This is a genomic window from Noviherbaspirillum autotrophicum, from assembly GCF_000818395.1.
Taxonomy (GTDB): Bacteria; Pseudomonadota; Gammaproteobacteria; order Burkholderiales; family Burkholderiaceae_D; genus Noviherbaspirillum; species Noviherbaspirillum autotrophicum.
The window spans coordinates 451,575-469,992 of record NZ_JWJG01000028.1 but is presented as its reverse complement, the minus strand read 5'-3'; the positions used below and the strand labels follow the sequence as shown (position 1 = coordinate 469,992).

Below are 18,418 nucleotides of genomic sequence, written 5' to 3'. Positions count from 1 at the left end.
TCACGAGTCTGTCCCCTTCCAGTTTTCATGCCGTGTGCGAAGGGACAGCGCGGCGAATCCTGCTAGCGCCAATGCGGTAAAGCTTGGCGGGGCGGACAAGGGTGGGCCGCTCAGCACGTTCTGGCGGATATTGCGCCAGCCACCCATCTGCCGCGCGACGCCGTAGGCATGGAAGGCAATACCGGCAATCCCCAGCATGCCGGTCAACGCAAGCCATGCGCGGGTGAGCCATCCATGTCGCACCCGCGCCGGCGCAACGGTATCCGCAATCATCAACACTGACGCAATCGGCGGCACGGTCACTGGCAACCACATGAAAGGGTTGTGGAAGGCACCCCGAAAATGCAGCAGGCCAACTTCGCTCGAAGTGCCGGCTAGCCCGATCCCGGTCAGCGCCGACAGGATTTGCCCCGCAGGCACCCCGAGCAGGGACGGAGAGCTGCCAGCGGGAGTATCGCGCACGCGTTGCGCGGCGAGCCCGATCAAACCGGCCAGCGACAATGCCGCCGGCGCACCGATCGGTGCCGAATAAAACAGATTGAGCCAGCCGAGGCCGCCGGGGCGGCGCAAGACGTTGTACAGATGGAAGGCGAAACCGGCGGCGCCGACCGCCACTGCCGTGGCATAGATGCCGTCACGCGTCATTCTTGATCGGCCCGTAGTCGACGCGGCACTGCTGGCGCCCGCTATTACCGTCATTAGCGATGCCAGCAGCGGCGTGATCATGCCGGGATTTTCAAAGTCGCCGCGATAGTGTTCGAGCGCACTATCGGTAAGAACCGATGTCGCAAGCAACGCCGCTGAACCGTGCAATTCGCGCGCGGCGAACGACGCCGGCTCTACTAATGCCACCGCGTCTGGATGCGGACCCGCATGTGGGGATGGTTTAGCCTGGATGGCTCGCTTCAGCTGGATCAGCCCGGCGACAGCGGCCAAGCCCAGTGTCGCCACGCCGAGCGACGTTGCGACGGTCGGGCCGGATGGCCGGTGATCCAGGCTGGCCGTGCGCCACGGCACCGGCGCAGTCATTATTCCTTGTCTCCAGGGATAATGCTGCTGAAGACTTGCTTGAGCGCGCCGGCAATCATGTGCCCTTCGCGCGGATCGCCTTTCACAATGGTCTCGGCAAATTTTTTCGCTTCCGCCAGCGTGATGTGTGACGGCAGCGGCGGCACCTCGGGGTCAGTCTTGAATTCCAGCACGACCGGCCGGTCCGATGCCAACGCTGCTTCCCAGGCAGCACCGACATGTTGTTCCTGGTCGCAGAAAATGCCCGTCAAGCCAATCAATTCGCCAAACTTGTGATAAGGAACATTGGGAATCTGCTGCGTGGCTTCGAACTTCGGATCGCCTTCCATCACCCGTTGTTCCCACGTCACCTGATTCAAGTCTTCATTATTGAAGACGCATACAATCCATTGCGGCGTCGACCAGCGTTTCCAATACTTGGAGACCGTGATCAGCTCCGCCATATTGTTCATCTGCATGGCGCCGTCGCCCACCAGGGCGATTACCGGCCGGTCCGGATGCGCGAACTTGGCGGCAATCGCATAGGGAACGGCTGCGCCCATCGAGGCCAAGCCGCCGGAAAGCGAGCACATTTGGCCGTGACGAATCTTCAAGTCGCGCGCGTACCAGTTCGCGCATGAGCCGGAGTCACTGGTAATAATGGCCCGGTCAGGCGTACGGGGTGACAATTCCCTGACCACTCGTTGGGGATTGATCGGATGCGCGGTTTGCAGCGCACGGTTTTCCATCGTCGTCCACCAGTCGTCGACATGCTTTGCGATGTGCCTGCGCCAGGATAGGTCGGTTTTTTGATCCAGCAAAGGGATCAGCGCGCGCAGCGTTTCGGCCGCATCTCCATGCAGATTCACTTCGGCCGGATAGCGGATGCTCAACATGCCCGGATCGATATCGATCTGTACTCCGCGCGCATTGCCTTCTTTCGGCAAGAATTCGGTATAGGGGAAGCCGGAGCCGATCATCAGCAGCGTGTCGCATTTCATCATCATGTCGTAGCTCGGCTCGGTGCCCAGATAGCCGATTGAGCCGGTCACCCACGGCAAGTCGTCCGGCAACACGGCCTTTCCAAGCAAGGCCTTTGCGGCGCCCGCACCGAGCCTATCCGCGACGGCAATCACTTCCGCCGTGGCACCGAGCGCACCTGCGCCCACCAGGATGGCCACTTTTTTGCCGGCGTTCAGCACCTCGGCCGCACGCTGCAGGTCGGTCTCATAGGGAAGCACCTTCGGCTTGCTATAGCCGATTCCGGACAACACCGCGCCATGATGGCGCGGCGGATCTTCATACGGGAGATCCTGTAGATCGCCCGGCAGAATGAGAACGGCGACGCCATTGCGCGCAATGGCTATCCGTATGCCGCGGTCCACCATATGGCGCACTTGCGCCGGCGCTTCCGCTTCCTGCACAAAGTCGGCCACATCCGAAAACATCCGGTCGAGATTCAATTCCTGCTGATAATGCGCGCCGCGCGCCGTGCGCGGAGCCTGGCCGCTGATGGCCAGGACCGGCATGTGGTCCATCTTCGCGTCATACAGCCCGGTGATCAGATGCGACGCACCCGGCCCGCCAGTCGACAGGCATACGCCAAGTTCGCCAGTGAATTTGGCATAGGCGGACGCCATGAACGCCGCCATTTCCTCGTGGCGCACCTGGATGAATTCAATCTTGTGCTTAGCACGGTCGAGCGCGCCAAGCACGCCATTGATGCCGTCACCGGGATAACCGAAGATGCGGCGCACGCCCCATTCGTACAAACGTTCAACAAAGAAATCGCCAACGGTTTTGCTCATGTTGAACTCGCTTTCTGAAGGACGGATTGGATCAAATTGTGCTTCGCGCTGTTTGCGTACATGTTTTCAACTGCATCCTGGACTGATGCACGAGTCGTCCACTGCCAGTTGAAACGCAGACAACTGTTCATAACCGTGGCCCGTCACCGCCACCATGTCGCAGTCGTGCACTTCGCCATAACCGGCAATGTCGATCCCAGGTTCGACGTTTAACGTGGAATGAATGGCAGAAAGCCTCTGTGCGCGACCGGAAGCCATATCTGTATTCTCAACACCACTTCCGGCTGATCGGTCAACGTTAGGATGCGCTCGTCGAGACCCGCACTCTTGCGTTGTCTCGACGAAGTCGCGAGCGTAGGAACAGTCCGAGCGCCAAGCCGTCGGCCAGCAGCCAGGTGCGGTTCATGCTGGCCCATAGTTCGACGCTGTGACGACGTGCGCCTTGATCGAAAGCGCCATGCGCCGAATAGGGTCCAGGCACCGGCTGCCACAGATTGGAGGGGCGGTCCGGCGGAATGGGCTGTTGCGTCTGCTGCCCCTTGAACCCAGTACGCGCGAGATACCGGTCAAGCAGATGCGGGATGAACTTTTCACCGATAATGGCCAGCAAAGACGGCATGCCGACGACTACCTCGGCACGGCGGGAATGGGCCGCCCAGTAGATCGCACGGGCCGCGACTTCCGGCTGGTAGTACTTCCCCATCGGTTTGGGATGGTGGTCGAGGGTGGTCTTGCACCAGTCGAACTGCGGCGTATTCACACCCGGCATGTCGAGAATGACGAGATGTACCTTGCTCTTGTCATGCTCCAGTTCAGTCCGGACGGACTGAGTAAATCCCTTCATCGCGTGCTTGGCGCCGCAATAAGGCGACTGCAATGGAATGGAGCGATAGGCGAGCGCGGAGCCGACCTGCACGATGGTGCCGCGGTCGCGCGGGCGCATTCTTTTCAGAGCGGCCATCGTACCCCAGACGAACCCGTGATATGTCACGTCGGTGACGCGCCGGTAATCTTCCGGCTCGATTTCATCGAAGGGTGCCAAGATTGTGGCCATCGCATCGTTAATCCAGATGTCGATGGGGCCAAGTTCGCGTTCCACGCGTTCTGCGGCGGCTTCCACCTGTGCATAATCTGCCATGTCGGTCGGAATCGCGATTGCCTTGCCGCCAAGCTGTTCGACTTCCGCCCGCGCAGCTTCAAGCCGTTCGTGGTCGCGTGCTAGCAGGGCAATCGAAGCGCCGTGTCTCGCAAATTCCTGCACGGCCGCGCGACCGATGCCGGCCGTAGCGCCGGTAATGACTACAACTTCTGGACGACCATTTTTCATTATGTCCCCACACGTTGGAGCGAAATTCCTATCGATACTATGCTCGGCTAAATAATCGCAACTTCGACCATTCACCAATGCAACGTGAGGATGGCAAGAAGGCACCCATGTCGGGAATACCCTTCTTTGGCCTGTGCAGCCCACACTCACATGCTATTTTTGATAAAGGCGACGGGCCGAAAGTTCGGAAATATTTGTATAAATATATTTAGGCGCCCTAGGACGGAGCTGGGCCGACAGTACCTTGATGCAATTGAGGAGCTGATTGCAATAATCCGCTATGCAGCTTCTCGGTAATTCACTTCAATGCTGATGCTTTGGCGATGCGGAGCAATGATTTTCAAAACGTGCAGATGACCGGTTAATTCGATGCCCACTTTTCTCCCGTCCCAGCAATGGAGAGCTCAGCAATGCGTAGCAACTCCCTTCGACTGGCGTTAAACATAGCAGTCATTTGCTTGAACCGAAGACGACAAAACGCCTGCATGGTGCAGCGTCATTCGAGAATCACATCAAGATGACCGGCGCATTCGTGCTCTACTGCGACATTGCCGCGCTTGTTTCGCTTGAACCTGACTTCGGCCACGGCATCCCCGACACGTAGCCGTTTAAGTGTCAACTCATGCACGGATTCGGGAAGCTCGGGACGCGATATATGCAAGGAGTGATTGAAGGCGTCGGGCCTAAGCCCGAGCGCGGATTCGATCATGAACGGTACAGAGCCAGCGGCCCAGGCCTGAGGATGGCACGCTACCGGGTAACGGACGGGGACGGAAAACTCCTGGCGTGAAAACCCGGCGAACACTTCCGGCAGCCGTCCATGCGGGAAATGTACTGCTGCATCGACGATTCCGTCGATCACCCGGGAAAGATGACTGAGGCATCCATAGCGGCGAAATCCGGCCACGGCAATCGCGTTATCGTGCGGCCATACTGTCCCATCGTGATAACCAAGTGGGTTGAATCTGCGCTCACGCGACGACAAGGTACGTATGCCCCAGCCGCTGAACATATCTTCCCGCATCAGACGCTCGGCCGTCTTCAATGCGCGCTCGGGTGTTGCGATGCCGGTCCACAGCGCATGCCCGGGGTTGGATGAGACGACCGCTGCAGGCTGATTACCCTTTTGCAGAGCCAACGCGTACGTTTCGAGATCGTCCATCCAGAAGTCGCGTTGGAAACGGGCGCATAGTTCCTCGGCTTCCTTCCCGAGTCGGTCAGCGGTGGCCGAATCGCCAGTGCGGCGATAAAGGGCAGCCATCGCTTTTTTCGCCATATAAACGTAGCCCTGAACCTCCACCAACGCGATCGGCGGCGTCGCCAGGCTGCCGTCGCAATTCATGATCGAGTCGCCGGAATCCTTCCAGCCCTGGTTCGTGAGACCGCTGCCCGACAGGGTTGCGTATGTCAGGTAGCCTGATCCGCTTTGAGCGATCGCGTGGTCGATCCAAGACAGTGCCACCTGCACATGCGGCTTAAGTTCCGTGAACAGATCGAGGCGGCCGGTCCACTCGGCATGCCGTGCGAGCAGGATGAGGAACAGCGGCGTCGCATCGACCGTGCCGTAGTACGGCGTTTGCGGAATCTCGTCGAGGTGCGCCATCTCGCCGACGCGCAGCTCGTGCATGATTTTTCCCGGCTCTTCGTCGCGCCAGTGGTCCTCTCGCGTTCCCTGGAATGACGCCAGAAGCCGCAGAGTATCCTCGGCCCGCCCAGGCAGGAACGCCAGCGTCTCAAGCGCCGAAATAATCGCGTCGCGACCGAACAGCGTCACATACCACGGCACACCCGCGGAAAAGTATCGATGTCCGTGCATCGGCGTGCTGAGCAAATGTAGGTCGCGCAGTGACTGATCCACGACACGATTGAGGCGCGGATCGTCCGAGTCCAATCGCGTGGCATTTTTCAGCCATTCACCACTCGCCTGGTTATGTGCTTGCCGTACGCGCTTGAAATCGTCGTCGTGCTCATCCTGCGAGGCGGGCATGCGCGGTGCTCGACGCTGGCTGTCATTTGGTGACTCGCTGATATGCAATGAGCATCGGATCGTCGCGGTGGCATGCGGCGCGATCGACAGATTGAACTCCGCTGTCGTGTCCGTCGTCTGGTGCGGCGCCGGGTGGAATAGCGCGGAAAGCGAGCGGCGCACCTTGTCGGCACCTTCGTACTCGAAATGCAGCGCCGAATTCTCCCACCGTGTCGGCTCCAGTTTTCCGCGCTTCTTCGGCGGAGCGCCGCGCACAGCGAATATCGGCTCAAATTTGCAACGCAGACGAATCGTGAGTGGCAGGTCGACTGGTTTGACGCCAAAATTGCTGAACGCGATGCTGTCATGCAGTGCGCATGTGTTCGCGTCGAGCGTGCGCTCCCATTTGATGCCGATACTTTCCTTTTCCAGCAGATCATTGCCTGCAGTTTTGACGTCGCGATTGGCCAGCACGAAGGTGGCCGATGATCCTTCCACCGCAGTCGATGCCAACCGGTCGGCCGTCATGCCGTCCAGTCGCAGTTCATAGCCGTTCAGATAGCGGCAGTCATGATAGTAGAAGCCAAGGCCGTTCGACCCGTCGAATGGTACGTCGCCGTTCGCTTCGCATAGGAAGAAGAGTTCGTCGCTTTTGATGACGATGGCGTGGGCGATACTGGAAGTTGTTGAGGAGCGGCCGTGCTGAACGATACGGCGGCTTCCTGCTTCGTGCCGTATGTCTTCATGAGTTTTTCTAGACATTTCTCTTCCTTCAGTTTTTCCAGGGGCCTGCATGAAAAGGGGTTTTGTGAGCTCCGCTTGTTTCCTGTCCGATATGTCCACGCTCATTGGGGGGAGGTCTGGTTGAGGGTATAGAGATAAGCGGCTATATCGCGGGCGTCCTGCTCTCGGATGTGCAAATTCGGCATTGCAGAGTCGGGCTTGACCTGCTGCGGATCGCGCAGCCAGCGCAACATGTTTTCCGGCGAATTCGACAGCGTGCCGCCAATGTACTTGCGTGTGCCAATGCCGGCGAGCGGCGGTCCGACCGTGGAATCTCCACCAACCACACCCGGTATTTGATGGCAGGTCGCACAAAGATATTCATCAATGGCGCGGCGTCCTGCCATTACGTTGCCAATCCTGCTCGAGGGGAGCGCATTGGCCACAGCAGTATTGCCGGTCGGCGGCAGGCGTGTATTCCACTGGCGATAGTCTGCCGGCGAGAGAGTCGGCAATCGTTTTATAAACGCGGTCAGGTCCCAGAGTTCCTGCTCGCTGACTTGGTACTCCCACGCGGGCATCGCGGTCATCTTGACGCCATATTTGATGACCCAGTACAAATGAGATGGTGGCCAATCCTTTGCCGGGGGAACGAGATCGGGCGGCGCGGGGCGCAAGCCGAATGCGAATGCCCGCGGCGAGACCCCCGGCGCGCCATGGCACTGTACGCAATGTTCACGGAACAGCACAAAGCCGTTATCAAGTCGATGCGGACTATCGAGGTTTGGCACCGGGATATCGTCGGCCCGCGCGCCGACCGATCTGCGCATGACCGTGTGAAGGAGATGGTAAAGGACGTTGGCATGCTCATGCGTGGCTGCCACGTTGTACAACCCAAAATAGACGACGATGCCGCCGGCGATCGCTGCCAGCACGACAAGGGCGAAGACGGTCGCCACCGCGGTGCGCAAGGGTTGATAGGTATCCATTTCCCAATCCGACTGTCAATATATAAAAGGCTCCTGCGTCATTTGAGCGTTGCGAGAAAGGCGGCCATGTCTTTGGCTTCTGTCTCGTCTATGCCGAGATTCGGCATCGCGGTATGCGGTACGACCGCTGGGGGATTACGCAACCAGCGCACCATGTTGGCCTGTGTATTGGGCAACTCGCCTGCGATGTAGCTGCGTTCGCCCATCCTGCCCAACGGCGGTCCGACGTTGCCGCCTGAACCCCGGATGTTCGGAATCGCATGACAAGCAGTGCACGCATGTCTTTCGATTGCCGCCTTGCCGCGCGCCGCATTGCCGCTTTCCCCGTTGCGGCCATCCTGGCATGAAGCGGCTGTGACCCAGAACAGGAAAAAAGTCGCTGTCATTCGTAAGGCACTCGCATTCACTGTTTCATTTCCATGTGTCTGATTGAGAATCTCCGGCCAGGCCCGCTCAGGTAGGCGGTTTTCCAGCACTGTGGGCGGAGGCGTCATAGGCATGGACGGCGGACAGCCAGCTGGCGAACAGACTAAGCATGGCCACGAGATACACAGTGCCGGCCGGCACCCACATGATGAGACCGGCCAGCTGCTGATCTTCGAGCGCTGCCAGGCCGAATGCGCCACCCGCATACGGCGGGTACAACGGAGTACGCGCGAAGGTCAGCAGCGCGCCAAGCAATCCACTATGGAAAAAGAACGTCGCCACCATGACCAGGGCTGCACCATGTCCTGTTTGCCGCCTGCCGCAAGGCGCGAGCGTCAAGTTCCAGAACGCCAGCGAGGTCATGAAGAAGCACAAGTGTTCCACCGCGTGCACGCTCTCGTGTTCCAGCGCCAGGTCATAGGCGAAGGGAATGTGCCAGAACCACAGCATAATGCTGGCGCAGGCCCAAACCACAATCGGCCGCATCATGAATCCATAAGTTCGATGAAACCTGCTTGCGATCCAGGCCTGCCCGATGCGCCGACGCCCGGCCAACGGGAATGCCCACAGCCATGCGACTACCGGCCGTCCCCATACGAGCAAGGGCGGCGCGACCAGCATCAGCAGCATGTGCTGGGTCATGTGGACGCTCATCGACCGCTCGGCAAGGATGTCGATTGGCGATACCAGGGCAATGCCGAGGACGAACATGCCGCCGCTGAACATCCATATACGGCTACACCCCAGCACCTTGGACGCATTGCCTTCCCGGCGCAGGCTGCGCCAGCCGAGCAGATAGGCCCCGGCTGACGCAAGGAGCAGGACCAGCATCCATGGATCGGCGATCCAGTGCGACACGTCATGCTCGTACCCGTCGTGGCTCCAGGCGAGGCAGGGAGCCATAAGCGCTGTCAGTGTTGTGACGAGCATCAGAATCCGCATATCGGGGCAAAGGCAACGTTGAACACCATGAATACAAAAGCCGTCAGGAATCCGATACTGCTCAACACACTGGCCGTGGCGACGAAACGCCTATGGCCATCATGCCTCCATGGTTGCGCGTGCGTAGCGCTCGGTTGACTGCTGCGAGTCCTGCGCCAATTGCCGACAGCGACCCAGGTCCCCGCCGACGCTACCGCCAGACTGGCTATCAAGACAACCCAGAACCAGAGAGTGCCGGCATACAGTGGTGCATCACCGGACGGTCTGATCCGACATTCCAGGCTTGCAATGTAGTACGACAGCATATCGTCAAGCATCCACGCGACCGGCGCAGCCAGCAGCCCGAACCAGAGTCGCAGCGGACGGACGGTGCGTGGCGCCTGGGGCTCGAACAAGGCGGCATCGGGATAGGTATGCATGGCGTCAATGCAGATAAGGCAGCAAATAGAATGAGGTAAAGACAGCGAGCCACACGACATCGACGAAATGCCAGTACAGACTGCCAATAGAGACTGCGGCATAGCGTTTGGCATTGAACATGCCGAACGTCGTCCAAAGCAGCAGCACGCCCAGCACCAGCAGGCCGCCAATGACGTGCATCATGTGAAAGCCAGTCGTCACGAAATAGCTCGATGCATAGGCATCCGTCGACCAGGCAAAAGGCTTGTTATGCCATTCGAGCACTTGCATGCCGACAAACACGATGCCAAGCACGATTGTCCCGCCAAGCCCCCAGACCAGGCGGTTCTGCTTACCGCACCGGATTCCGTTCTCACCCCAGCGCAGTATGAAACTGCTGGCAATCAGGATAAAGGTATTGGGCAGCGCCAAGGCCAGCTTCGGCAGTTCCGGCACCCAATGACCGTGTGCTTGGGATCCCAGGTAAAAATAGCTGAATAACAAGTAAGCGAATAACGCGGCTTCGGTGGCAATGAGGCACCACATGCCCCACCAGCCGGAAGCTCGGTGATCGACACTGCCGACCGGCAGGGGCTTGGTGACGAGTTGGGCGACGTTCATATCGCTTCTGCAGTTTGTCCGAGCGAGGCTTGCGGCCAGAGCCACGCTACCGTCGCAATGAAAGTCAGAATCGCCGCCAACCCGGCAATCCACCAGGCGTGCAGCAGCAGCGCGCCGAACAACACAGTCAGGACGATGGTAGTCGTGAATGGCATCAAGGAATCCTCTGGCATGCGCAGGATGGCGATCGGCTCGGCGTCGAGGGGCGTCGTGGCGACAGTTTCGCGGCCATGGTCAAGCAGCAGGCCTTCGCTCAGCGACGAACTCGCCCCGCCGTTATCGAGCCGGTCTTCCCATAGCGGATGCCGACTGGCGAGTGTTGGAATGACCGCAAAGTTGTACGAGGGAGGAGGGGACGATATCGTCCATTCCAGGGAGGGCGCATCCCAGGGATTGGCGTCGGCCATCCTTTTGGATTTCAAACTAAGCACTACGTTAATCAGGAACAGCAGGATTCCTGCGGCGAACAGGAAGGAGCCGACCGATGTCACCAGGTTCGGAAGATCCCAGCCCAGGCCCGGAGGATACGTGTAAATGCGGCGCGGCATGCCGAGCAGCCCAGAGATATGCATCGGGAAAAAGCCAGCATTGAAGCCGATAAACATGATCCAGAAACTCCATTTGCCAAGCCGCTCGTTCAGCATACGGCCAGTGAACTTAGGAAACCAGAATGTCAGCCCGCCAATCACAGGGAAGACGTTGATACCGAGCAGAACGTAATGCATATGCGCTACGACGAAATAGGTGTCGGTCAGCTGCCAGTCGAGCGGCACTGATGCGGTCATGAATCCGGAGACGCCGCCAATCGTAAACAGAACGATGAAGCCGGCGAAAAACAGGAAGGGCGTCTTGAACACGGGGCGCCCGGTAAAGATGGTGGCGATCCATGCGAAAACGGCGACAGCGCTGGGGAGAACGATGATGATGCTTGCTGCCGAGAAAAATGAGAGTGATAACGGTGGCAACCCGGTGGCAAACATGTGATGCACCCAGACTCCAAAACCGATGAACATGGTGGTCACGGTCGATAGCGCGACCGGCGTGTAGCCGACAAGCGGACGACGGCAAAATACTGGCAAGGCATCGGACACAATTCCCATGGCCGGCAGCACAATTGCGTATACCCAGGGATGGCCAAACATCCAGAACAGGTGCTGCCATAGCAACGGATGGCCGCCGAGTGTGGCGTCATAGAAATGGGTATAGAAATTCCGGTCAAACCATAGAAGCAGGAAGGCCAGGCTTACTGCCGGCACCGCAAAAAGATTGCCGACCGAAGCGGTCAATGTGCCCCAGATAATGATCGGAACACGATTGATGGACATGCCGGGCGCCTTGGTGCGCAGCAGGGAAACGACGAAGTTGATCGAACCGACCGTCGTCGAAATGCCATAAAACACCATGCCCAGCGCGTACAGGTCCATGCCCACGTTCTGGTTGTAATTGCGCCCGCTGTAGGGAACATAATTAAACCAGCCAGCATCGGGAGGGCGTCCGACCAGAAAGCTTGCGTACATGAATAATCCGGAGAATAGGAACACCCAATAGGAGAACGCATTCAATCGCGGGAACGCCATATCGCGCGATCCGAGCAACAGCGGCCAGAGGAAATTGGAGAAGCCGGACAGGATCGGTAACGCATACAGAAAAATCATGGTCATGCCATGCATGGTGAACAACTCGTTGTACTGGTCAGGGGTAAGTACGTGACGACCTGGACCTGCGAGCTGCAAGCGCAATAACAGCGCTTCGATGCCGCCGATGAGGAGGAAGAGGAAGGCAGTCACGAGGTAGCGAAGTCCTATCTGCTTGTGATCGACCGTAGCGAACCAGCCGCGAAGGCCGGGTTCGGTCTTCCAGATGCGTTCGAGCCGCTCCGCAATGCCGGGGTCGGTGCTGCTGTTGACAGTGATGGGTACGCGCGAATAATGATCAGCTGCCAAGGTATGCTCCGCTCATCCAGACATCATTTCAGCGTTTCGAGATACGTCACCAGCGCATGAAGGTCGTCCTGGTTCAGCTCGATGACAGGCATGCGCACACCTGGTTTCACGTCCTGTGGGTGGGCCACCCAGCGCGTCAACTCTTCGACGGTATTCGGCAGAACGCCGGCCGCTATCGTGTGCCGACCCATCAAATGCGTCAGATCGGGGCCGGCGCGGCCGCCGGCGTCGGATCCATTTACTGTATGGCACATGCTGCAGCGTGCGAGGAAAATCTGTTGTCCGTGTAATGCCTGGGCATCCGTCGGCGTTGTGCTCGGCTGCCGCTGTCGGCGCAGCCAGGCGGCGAACGCATCCGGCGGTTCGGCGATAACGTGCATAACCATCTGCGCATGCTGGGCACCGCAGTATTCGCCGCATTGACCGCGATAATCGCCGGCCTGGTTTGCTTGCAGCCAGGCGCGATTGGTCTGGCCGGGAATCATGTCAGTTTTACCCGCAAGTTTCGGAATCCAAAACGAATGAATCACATCGTCACTCTCAAGCCGGAGCAAGACTGGCTGGCCAACAGGGATGTGGATCTCGTTGGCGACGATGGTTAGTTCCGATTGCTGCTTGCCTGGATAGGAGACCTCCCACCACCACTGGTGGGCAATGACGTTGATATGTAACGCCTCGTTGGCCGATGGAGCCGCCACTGCGGACAGCGTAATCATGGTCCATGCCGCGGCGCCCAGCAGAACCGCGGTCGAGATGCCAACGCCAATGGTGATCCATGGCATGCCGTCGCGCGCTATTTCAAGAGCAGTTCTACCATCCAGCCGTTGTTGTGCCGGGGGACGACGATGAAACGTGGCCCACAAAACAAGGATGCAGATGATCACCACAACGGCAAGTGAGATTGCAAGCAGACCCCAATTGAGATGCGTGACCGGATCGGCTGCCGGTCCGGCGGTCTGCAGGTAACTCATGGGAGCCTGGGCTTGAGCGGGTAGCGTTGCAGCCACAAGGACGCTGCTTGCTCCAAGTATCACCCGGCGGGCGTGGAGAAGAATCTCTTGCATGGCTACACGACGGGCAAGCGTTGTGCGTTTGCAGTCACAGTGTTGCAACGCGGGCCGACTCGACAAAACGATGGCTTGCTGAGGCAAGGCGAGTCCCTACTGAGGAGCACAAAACACGGCGATACCAGAGCGAAAGAACAATCTTTGCAAGCGTGGCGAAAGAGCGGACAGCTATTCCATCGCTATATGAAAATTACTGCTCACGCCTTGCCTTGCCGGCGTTACATGTATATACGCTGCAAAACCAGCAATCTCCATTAGAGTGCACAATCGCCCTAAATTCAATTTAGGGGAATATATTTTTGACGTAAATTAGAGCGCGAGCCAATTCGTTGGCGCAGCACGCCCGGTACTGCTTCCATTCAGCAATTGGCGAGCTTTAATGAAGTGTCCATAGCGGATACTCGTCGTCACGCATGAACACAGTTTGTGTCGGCCCGTTGAAAGCTCATCACGCTCTCTCAGGGGCCGACAGCGATACGTTAAAGCTACAGCATGGTTCTGGCCGCAAATGCATCTGTTGCTATGTCATGGTTCCAACTCCGGTTTTCCCGCCTCTTCAAGAATTTCACGCCCTTCATGGATCACGTAAGCTCCGATGGCCAAGCCTGCAATCCAATCGATCTGCCGGTAGCCGCTGACCGCAACAAGTATCCCGGATACCAAGACTCCGACATTGACGATGACGTCAGCGCGTGTGTCGATCCACGTCGCCTTTAAATGAACTTGCTCAGAATTCCGATATCCCGACAGCATCGCCAGGACGCTACTATTTACAAGTAGTGATAGGGAAGCAAACGCAAAGATCAGAAGCCCATGGGGTTCGCTGCCCGAAATGACGTGGTGAATGACGTCGATCAGCACGCCTGCGCCGAGCACCATCAGCATTGCGCCATTCCATTGTGCAGCATGCCGGTGAAATCGCTTGGTTCGGCCGATGACCAACCAGGTCACAATATAGCCGGACGCATCGGCAAGCATGTCAAAGGCATCGGCCATTAGTGCTGTTGAGTGAGCGAGATACCAGCCGAGCATGCCCGTCAAAAACATTGCGATATTGGCGATGAAAGCGATAGCCATGCGTCGCCGGTCTACTGTCGTATTCGCCATATTTTCTTTTGAAATAAGTCACCGCGCGCGAAATTCGTGCCAATTCGTTTTACAAGATGGATTTTGCGGTTGGTTCCCGCTGAAATGAATACTTATGGAGTGTATCGGGGGGGAAGGGGTTGCCTTCGGCAAGATCATTCTTTTCACCGAGCGATGAACTCGAGAGTGGACAACCTGCTTTGGGTGATCCACCGTAATCCCAGCCAACTCTCAAATGCAACAGCCGTAACTGCCCAAGCGACTGCGGACGAGAACATTCGCTCGGGATGCATAGTCAAATAGCTTTGATCAAATGTATTTCAGCGGCAGCCGCATGACTGCGGTTCCAACGGACTTTGCGAAAGGAGACTGAAATGAACACCTTCAAGACGGTACTGATTGCGGCAATGTGCCTAGGACCGATCTCAATGGCAGCCAATGCAGCGGGAACCGAGAGCAACAAATCGTCAACCGGCTCGAATCAATCCACCCTGTCGATTGCACCTGCCGCCAACATGAACGAAAGCTACGCGAAGCTGGCGAAGGAGGATTTACAACTGAAAAAGAAGCGACTGGAGAACGAACGCGATGCTGCATTGACGCGTTGCGAAAACGAAACCGGCAACGCAAAGGCGAATTGCCGGAAGCAGGCGAATGCAGATTTTAATCGTAAGGTGAAACGGGAGCAGCTCGCCTACGAGGAAACATTGCGCCGTGGCGCGAGCAGCGGCAGTTCGTCAGGTGGATCGCATGCATCCGGAAAATCACAATCATCGAACGACAGGCACGGTTCCACGCAAGCGTCCCCCAACGCCGGTAATGGCCAGTCGCCAAAGTAATCGAGCAGCAAAACTGCGGCCGACATTCGGCAGGTCACGCGCAGGTCGACGGCCGCCTGTCTGCAGGCCATCCACCAACAGAATGGCATTCATGGCCGCACGATTGGATACGCGCGGCCGATGACGTCCCGGCGGAAGTGGTGTCGGCGCTGGCAGCAATGGCCCGATCTGTTCCCAGAGCACATCGCTTATCCGATAGGCGTCGTCTCGTGGATCGACCCCAATCCCAACAGCTGCTGGGACTGTTGGGGGGATCTGGATGGCGGTTGGCCGGATCAGTACCTGTATCTTTCCAATAGGGCGCCGCAAATGCAAATGATCGAGCGGATCATTACCGAGGTAACCCGGCCGCGCCCATAGGGCGGCCGGAGTCCTTCCTTCTGGATGGTCGCCGGGATCTGTCGCTCCCGCTGCAATGCGGGGATGCGTCCGGCTTTCCAATTCACGCCTGCGATTACTCACAGCGGCATGCAGGGTACCCCGATGTTCATGGGATGGAACTGCACTGTCGGGCCGTACGATAGCTGCGTTCGGCAGTTCCGGATCGGCGATGCAACCACAGACGGACGCAGGTGAATCAATCATGGACGATCACTTTTCACCTTTGCAACAATTTGTAAGCATGTCATCGGAATGCGTTGTGGCCTCGTTATTGAGGGCAACAAGGGAGATTTTCCCTTGCACTCACAAAGAAAGAGAGTCTTTCCATGAAAAAAATCGCCCTGATCGCAGCCCTGTTTGCTTTTGTTGGTATTGCTAGCGCCCAGAATGCAGCTCCTGCTTCCACTGCAGCCTCTGCTCCGGCTGCGTCGACTCAAGCATCCGCCCCGGCGGCTGCTCCGGCCAAAAAGGTCCACGTCAAGAAGCACGCTAAAAAGCACGCTGCTAAGAAGGCCAAAGCTGCTGATGCTTCCGTAGCTCAAAATGCTGCATCTACCCCGGCAAAATAACTTGCCCTTATAATTGGAAAAAGGCTCGCCTTCAGGCGAGCCTTTTTCATTCAAGCGACATCCAGGTGCGTTGTCATTGCCCGCGCATGGCTGTGTATCTTTTTTTCGCTCGGTGCGAATGCAGCACAATCATCGCTCCGCGGCTGACTGCGCGATGCGCGCCTTGGTGCGCTGCAGGTGTGAAGGTTCCAGAACGTGCTGCACCTCCTCGCCACAGCGTCATGCAAAGTCGGTGTATTTCGTCCACAGCGCGGCCTCTCACAAGGCACTGTCGGCGTGACGACTCCAGGGGCAGTACTTCCGAGTCGATTGCGTGGAATGCGAGCGCGTGGCAGCATGGCAGTCAATCGACGACTTCGACCGATACCACGGTTGACGACGCTGCAGGAATTTTCATGCGGGAGGTGTTGTGGCTATAGAGTATGCCCAGTTGCGCGCAGAAGCATTGCACCAGTCTGCCAGGGCGCTGGCCGCAGTGGGACAAACCGACCTTGCGCTAAAAAAGTATTTCGAGGCACTGCAGCTCGACTTTACCCGCGCGGTCACCCATTACAACATCGGGTTGATTTACAAGTACCGCCGGCAGTGGACGGAGTCGTTCCGCTTCAACAAGCGTGCCGTCGAACTGGCGCCTGACGACGAGGCCGCGAACTGGAACCTCGGCATTGCGGCCACGGCACTATGCGACTGGAAAACGGCACGTGCCGTCTGGCATCGGCTGGGCTTGCCGATCGAAGGGGGCGACCAGCCAATTTTCGCCGACTTCGGCTGGACGCCGGTGCGGCTAAATCCCGAGCGCGACGGCGAATTGGTCTGGAGCCGGCGCATCGATCCGGTGCGCGCGCAACTCTTAAGTATCCCTTTTCCGGATTCCGGATTTCGCTTCGGTGATGTAGTCTTGCATGACGGCGCGCCGGTCGGCGCGCGCATGCTGGAAGGCGCGGAACGCCCCGTGTTCAACGTGCTCGAACTCAATATTGCCTCTGGCTACGACACTTATGAGGTCGACCTGCAGGTGAGCGCTCAGAAGGACCTCGCCGCCTTCGAAGAAATTTGTCACGAACTCGGGGTCGAGATGGAAGACTGGACGACCTCGTTGCGGGCCATATGCAAACAAAGTAGCGAAGGGCATCTGCACGACGCACATTCACACGTACCGGCGGCGCAATGGGAAAACCGGCACCGGCTGGGGCTGGCCTGTCCGGACGAGATCCGGGCAAGGCGGGCGCTGGCGCGTTGGGAAAACCCTGTGCGCAGCGTGGTGCAGTTTTCGCTCGCGCTGAGCGCGCCAAGTCCTGTCCGCACGTGGTGACGTCCCATCCTGCATCGGCTGGAAGTGACAGCCACGAGAGGTGCACTTTTTCCTGGCATGTCCCGCCGCGAACGCAAAGTCGGCCACGGGTAAGACGCGCCGTGCGCACCAATGGAGGCACCGTGTTATTCGATAGGCAGGTGCAAGCGTTGTGTTGATACGATGGTCAGTGGCAGATGACCACCAACCATGGCGTTGTCACCGCCAATATTATTGTCAACGCTGCTGGCGCCTGGGCGGACGAGATTGGCCGCCTGGCTGGCGTGCGTCCTACCGGGCTGGCCCTGGATGCGGAGGTCGGCACTACTCTTTGCGCCCCCGGAAGGGGGCTCGACCGATCGCTGGCCGTTGTTTATGGATACCCGCCATTCCTTTTATAGAAGCCCGATACAGGACTTCTGCTCGGCTCACCATTCAATTCGGACCCGGTCGAACAGCACGACGTCCAACCGGAAGAACTAGACATTGCCACGGCGATTGATGTGATTCAGACGCAGACAATGATGGTGACGCGTCGGCCCAAGCATGTTTGGTCCGGGCTGCGATCGTTTGGTTGCCGAGGGCGAGTTGGTTGGCGGTTACGACCCGGATCTATTTGGGTTTTTCTGGGCAGCTGGACAGGGCGGATATGGAATTCAGACAGCCCCAGCTGCCGGGATGCTTAGGCATCACTCCTGCGTCATGAACCTATTGCCGGAGCTATGGCTGCTTTCCATGTCGACCTGGATGCTCTCGGTCCAACGCACCTTCGATAGATGACCTGTACTGGCTGCGTCATCCCAGCATTACCCGTCAGTTGGATTCGCGTGCTTAACAGCTGAGGCGGGCCAATGCCTGCCGGCGCTCACGAGCACCGGATTGACTGCTGAGAGCGTTGGACACGCTGCCGATATTTTCCGGAATACGCATCCGCTCGTGGCGTGCAGGGACGCCATGCGTGTGGCTCCCGTCAAGAGGAATCCAACAGGCGTCGGAAACGAGGCAGTTTTCTGGCAGGCTACCGTTCGATGTT

Annotated in this window: 15 protein-coding genes; 3 read left to right on the top strand and 12 right to left on the bottom strand. The window is 58.2% G+C overall.

Annotation, left to right across the window (positions count from 1 at the left end; all coding sequences use genetic code 11):
* The 12 genes from TSA66_RS03375 to TSA66_RS03320 form a co-directional block, all read right to left on the bottom strand.
* Window positions 1–1,029 carry a hypothetical protein gene (locus tag TSA66_RS03375; protein WP_232429396.1) on the bottom strand — a complete coding sequence of 343 codons (1,029 nt, stop codon included), beginning with the start codon at window positions 1,027–1,029 and terminating at the stop codon, window positions 1–3.
* On the bottom strand, window positions 1,029–2,816 hold the full coding sequence (locus TSA66_RS03370; protein WP_040038982.1) for a thiamine pyrophosphate-requiring protein: 1,788 nt from the start codon (window positions 2,814–2,816) through the stop codon (window positions 1,029–1,031). Before TSA66_RS03370 ends, TSA66_RS03375 begins: the two co-directional genes overlap by 1 nt.
* Before the next feature lie 298 nt (window positions 2,817–3,114).
* A complete protein-coding gene (locus tag TSA66_RS03365; protein ID WP_052452076.1) occupies window positions 3,115–4,143 on the bottom strand; it encodes an SDR family oxidoreductase in 1,029 nt (342 codons plus the stop codon).
* Window positions 4,144–4,639: 496 nt separating this feature from the next.
* Window positions 4,640–6,958 carry an amylo-alpha-1,6-glucosidase gene (locus tag TSA66_RS03360; protein ID WP_084199252.1) on the bottom strand — a complete coding sequence of 773 codons (2,319 nt, stop codon included), beginning with the start codon at window positions 6,956–6,958 and terminating at the stop codon, window positions 4,640–4,642.
* Entirely contained in the window at window positions 6,955–7,821 is an 867-nt protein-coding gene (locus TSA66_RS03355; protein WP_040038981.1) for a c-type cytochrome, read from the bottom strand. The genes TSA66_RS03360 and TSA66_RS03355 overlap by 4 nt, the downstream gene beginning before the upstream one ends.
* 38 nt (window positions 7,822–7,859) lie before the next feature.
* Window positions 7,860–8,207: a c-type cytochrome gene (locus tag TSA66_RS03350; protein ID WP_040038980.1), complete on the bottom strand. Its 348-nt coding sequence runs from the start codon at window positions 8,205–8,207 to the stop codon at window positions 7,860–7,862.
* A gap of 67 nt (window positions 8,208–8,274) precedes the next feature.
* The gene (locus TSA66_RS03345) at window positions 8,275–9,150 is read right to left on the bottom strand and encodes a cytochrome c oxidase assembly protein (RefSeq protein ID WP_052452074.1); all 876 of its coding nucleotides are present in this window, start codon (window positions 9,148–9,150) and stop codon (window positions 8,275–8,277) included.
* Between the two features lie 26 nt (window positions 9,151–9,176).
* The gene (locus tag TSA66_RS03340) at window positions 9,177–9,608 is read right to left on the bottom strand and encodes a hypothetical protein (protein ID WP_040038979.1); all 432 of its coding nucleotides are present in this window, start codon (window positions 9,606–9,608) and stop codon (window positions 9,177–9,179) included.
* 4 nt (window positions 9,609–9,612) lie between these two features.
* Window positions 9,613–10,209: a cytochrome c oxidase subunit 3 gene (locus TSA66_RS03335; RefSeq protein ID WP_040038978.1), complete on the bottom strand. Its 597-nt coding sequence runs from the start codon at window positions 10,207–10,209 to the stop codon at window positions 9,613–9,615.
* On the bottom strand, window positions 10,206–12,122 hold the full coding sequence (gene ctaD, locus TSA66_RS03330) for a cytochrome c oxidase subunit I (RefSeq protein ID WP_052452608.1): 1,917 nt from the start codon (window positions 12,120–12,122) through the stop codon (window positions 10,206–10,208). The genes TSA66_RS03335 and ctaD overlap by 4 nt, the downstream gene beginning before the upstream one ends.
* 53 nt (window positions 12,123–12,175) lie before the next feature.
* Entirely contained in the window at window positions 12,176–13,123 is a 948-nt protein-coding gene (gene coxB, locus TSA66_RS03325) for a cytochrome c oxidase subunit II (protein ID WP_052452073.1), read from the bottom strand.
* A gap of 621 nt (window positions 13,124–13,744) precedes the next feature.
* Window positions 13,745–14,296, bottom strand: coding sequence for a cation transporter (locus tag TSA66_RS03320; RefSeq protein ID WP_052452072.1), 552 nt, complete (start codon window positions 14,294–14,296; stop codon window positions 13,745–13,747).
* Between the two features lie 383 nt (window positions 14,297–14,679).
* Here TSA66_RS03320 and TSA66_RS26735 point away from each other — a divergent pair, with 383 nt between their 5' ends.
* The 3 genes from TSA66_RS26735 to TSA66_RS03310 all read left to right on the top strand — a co-directional run bounded on the left by TSA66_RS26735 (window position 14,680) and on the right by TSA66_RS03310 (window position 17,406).
* A complete protein-coding gene (locus TSA66_RS26735) occupies window positions 14,680–15,144 on the top strand; it encodes a hypothetical protein (protein ID WP_040038975.1) in 465 nt (154 codons plus the stop codon).
* Between the two features lie 707 nt (window positions 15,145–15,851).
* Window positions 15,852–16,094 carry a hypothetical protein gene (locus TSA66_RS26005; RefSeq protein ID WP_084199244.1) on the top strand — a complete coding sequence of 81 codons (243 nt, stop codon included), beginning with the start codon at window positions 15,852–15,854 and terminating at the stop codon, window positions 16,092–16,094.
* A gap of 409 nt (window positions 16,095–16,503) precedes the next feature.
* Window positions 16,504–17,406, top strand: a complete 903-nt coding sequence (locus TSA66_RS03310; RefSeq protein ID WP_157691584.1) for a tetratricopeptide repeat protein — start codon at window positions 16,504–16,506, stop codon at window positions 17,404–17,406.
* Window positions 17,407–18,418 lie beyond the last annotated feature (1,012 nt).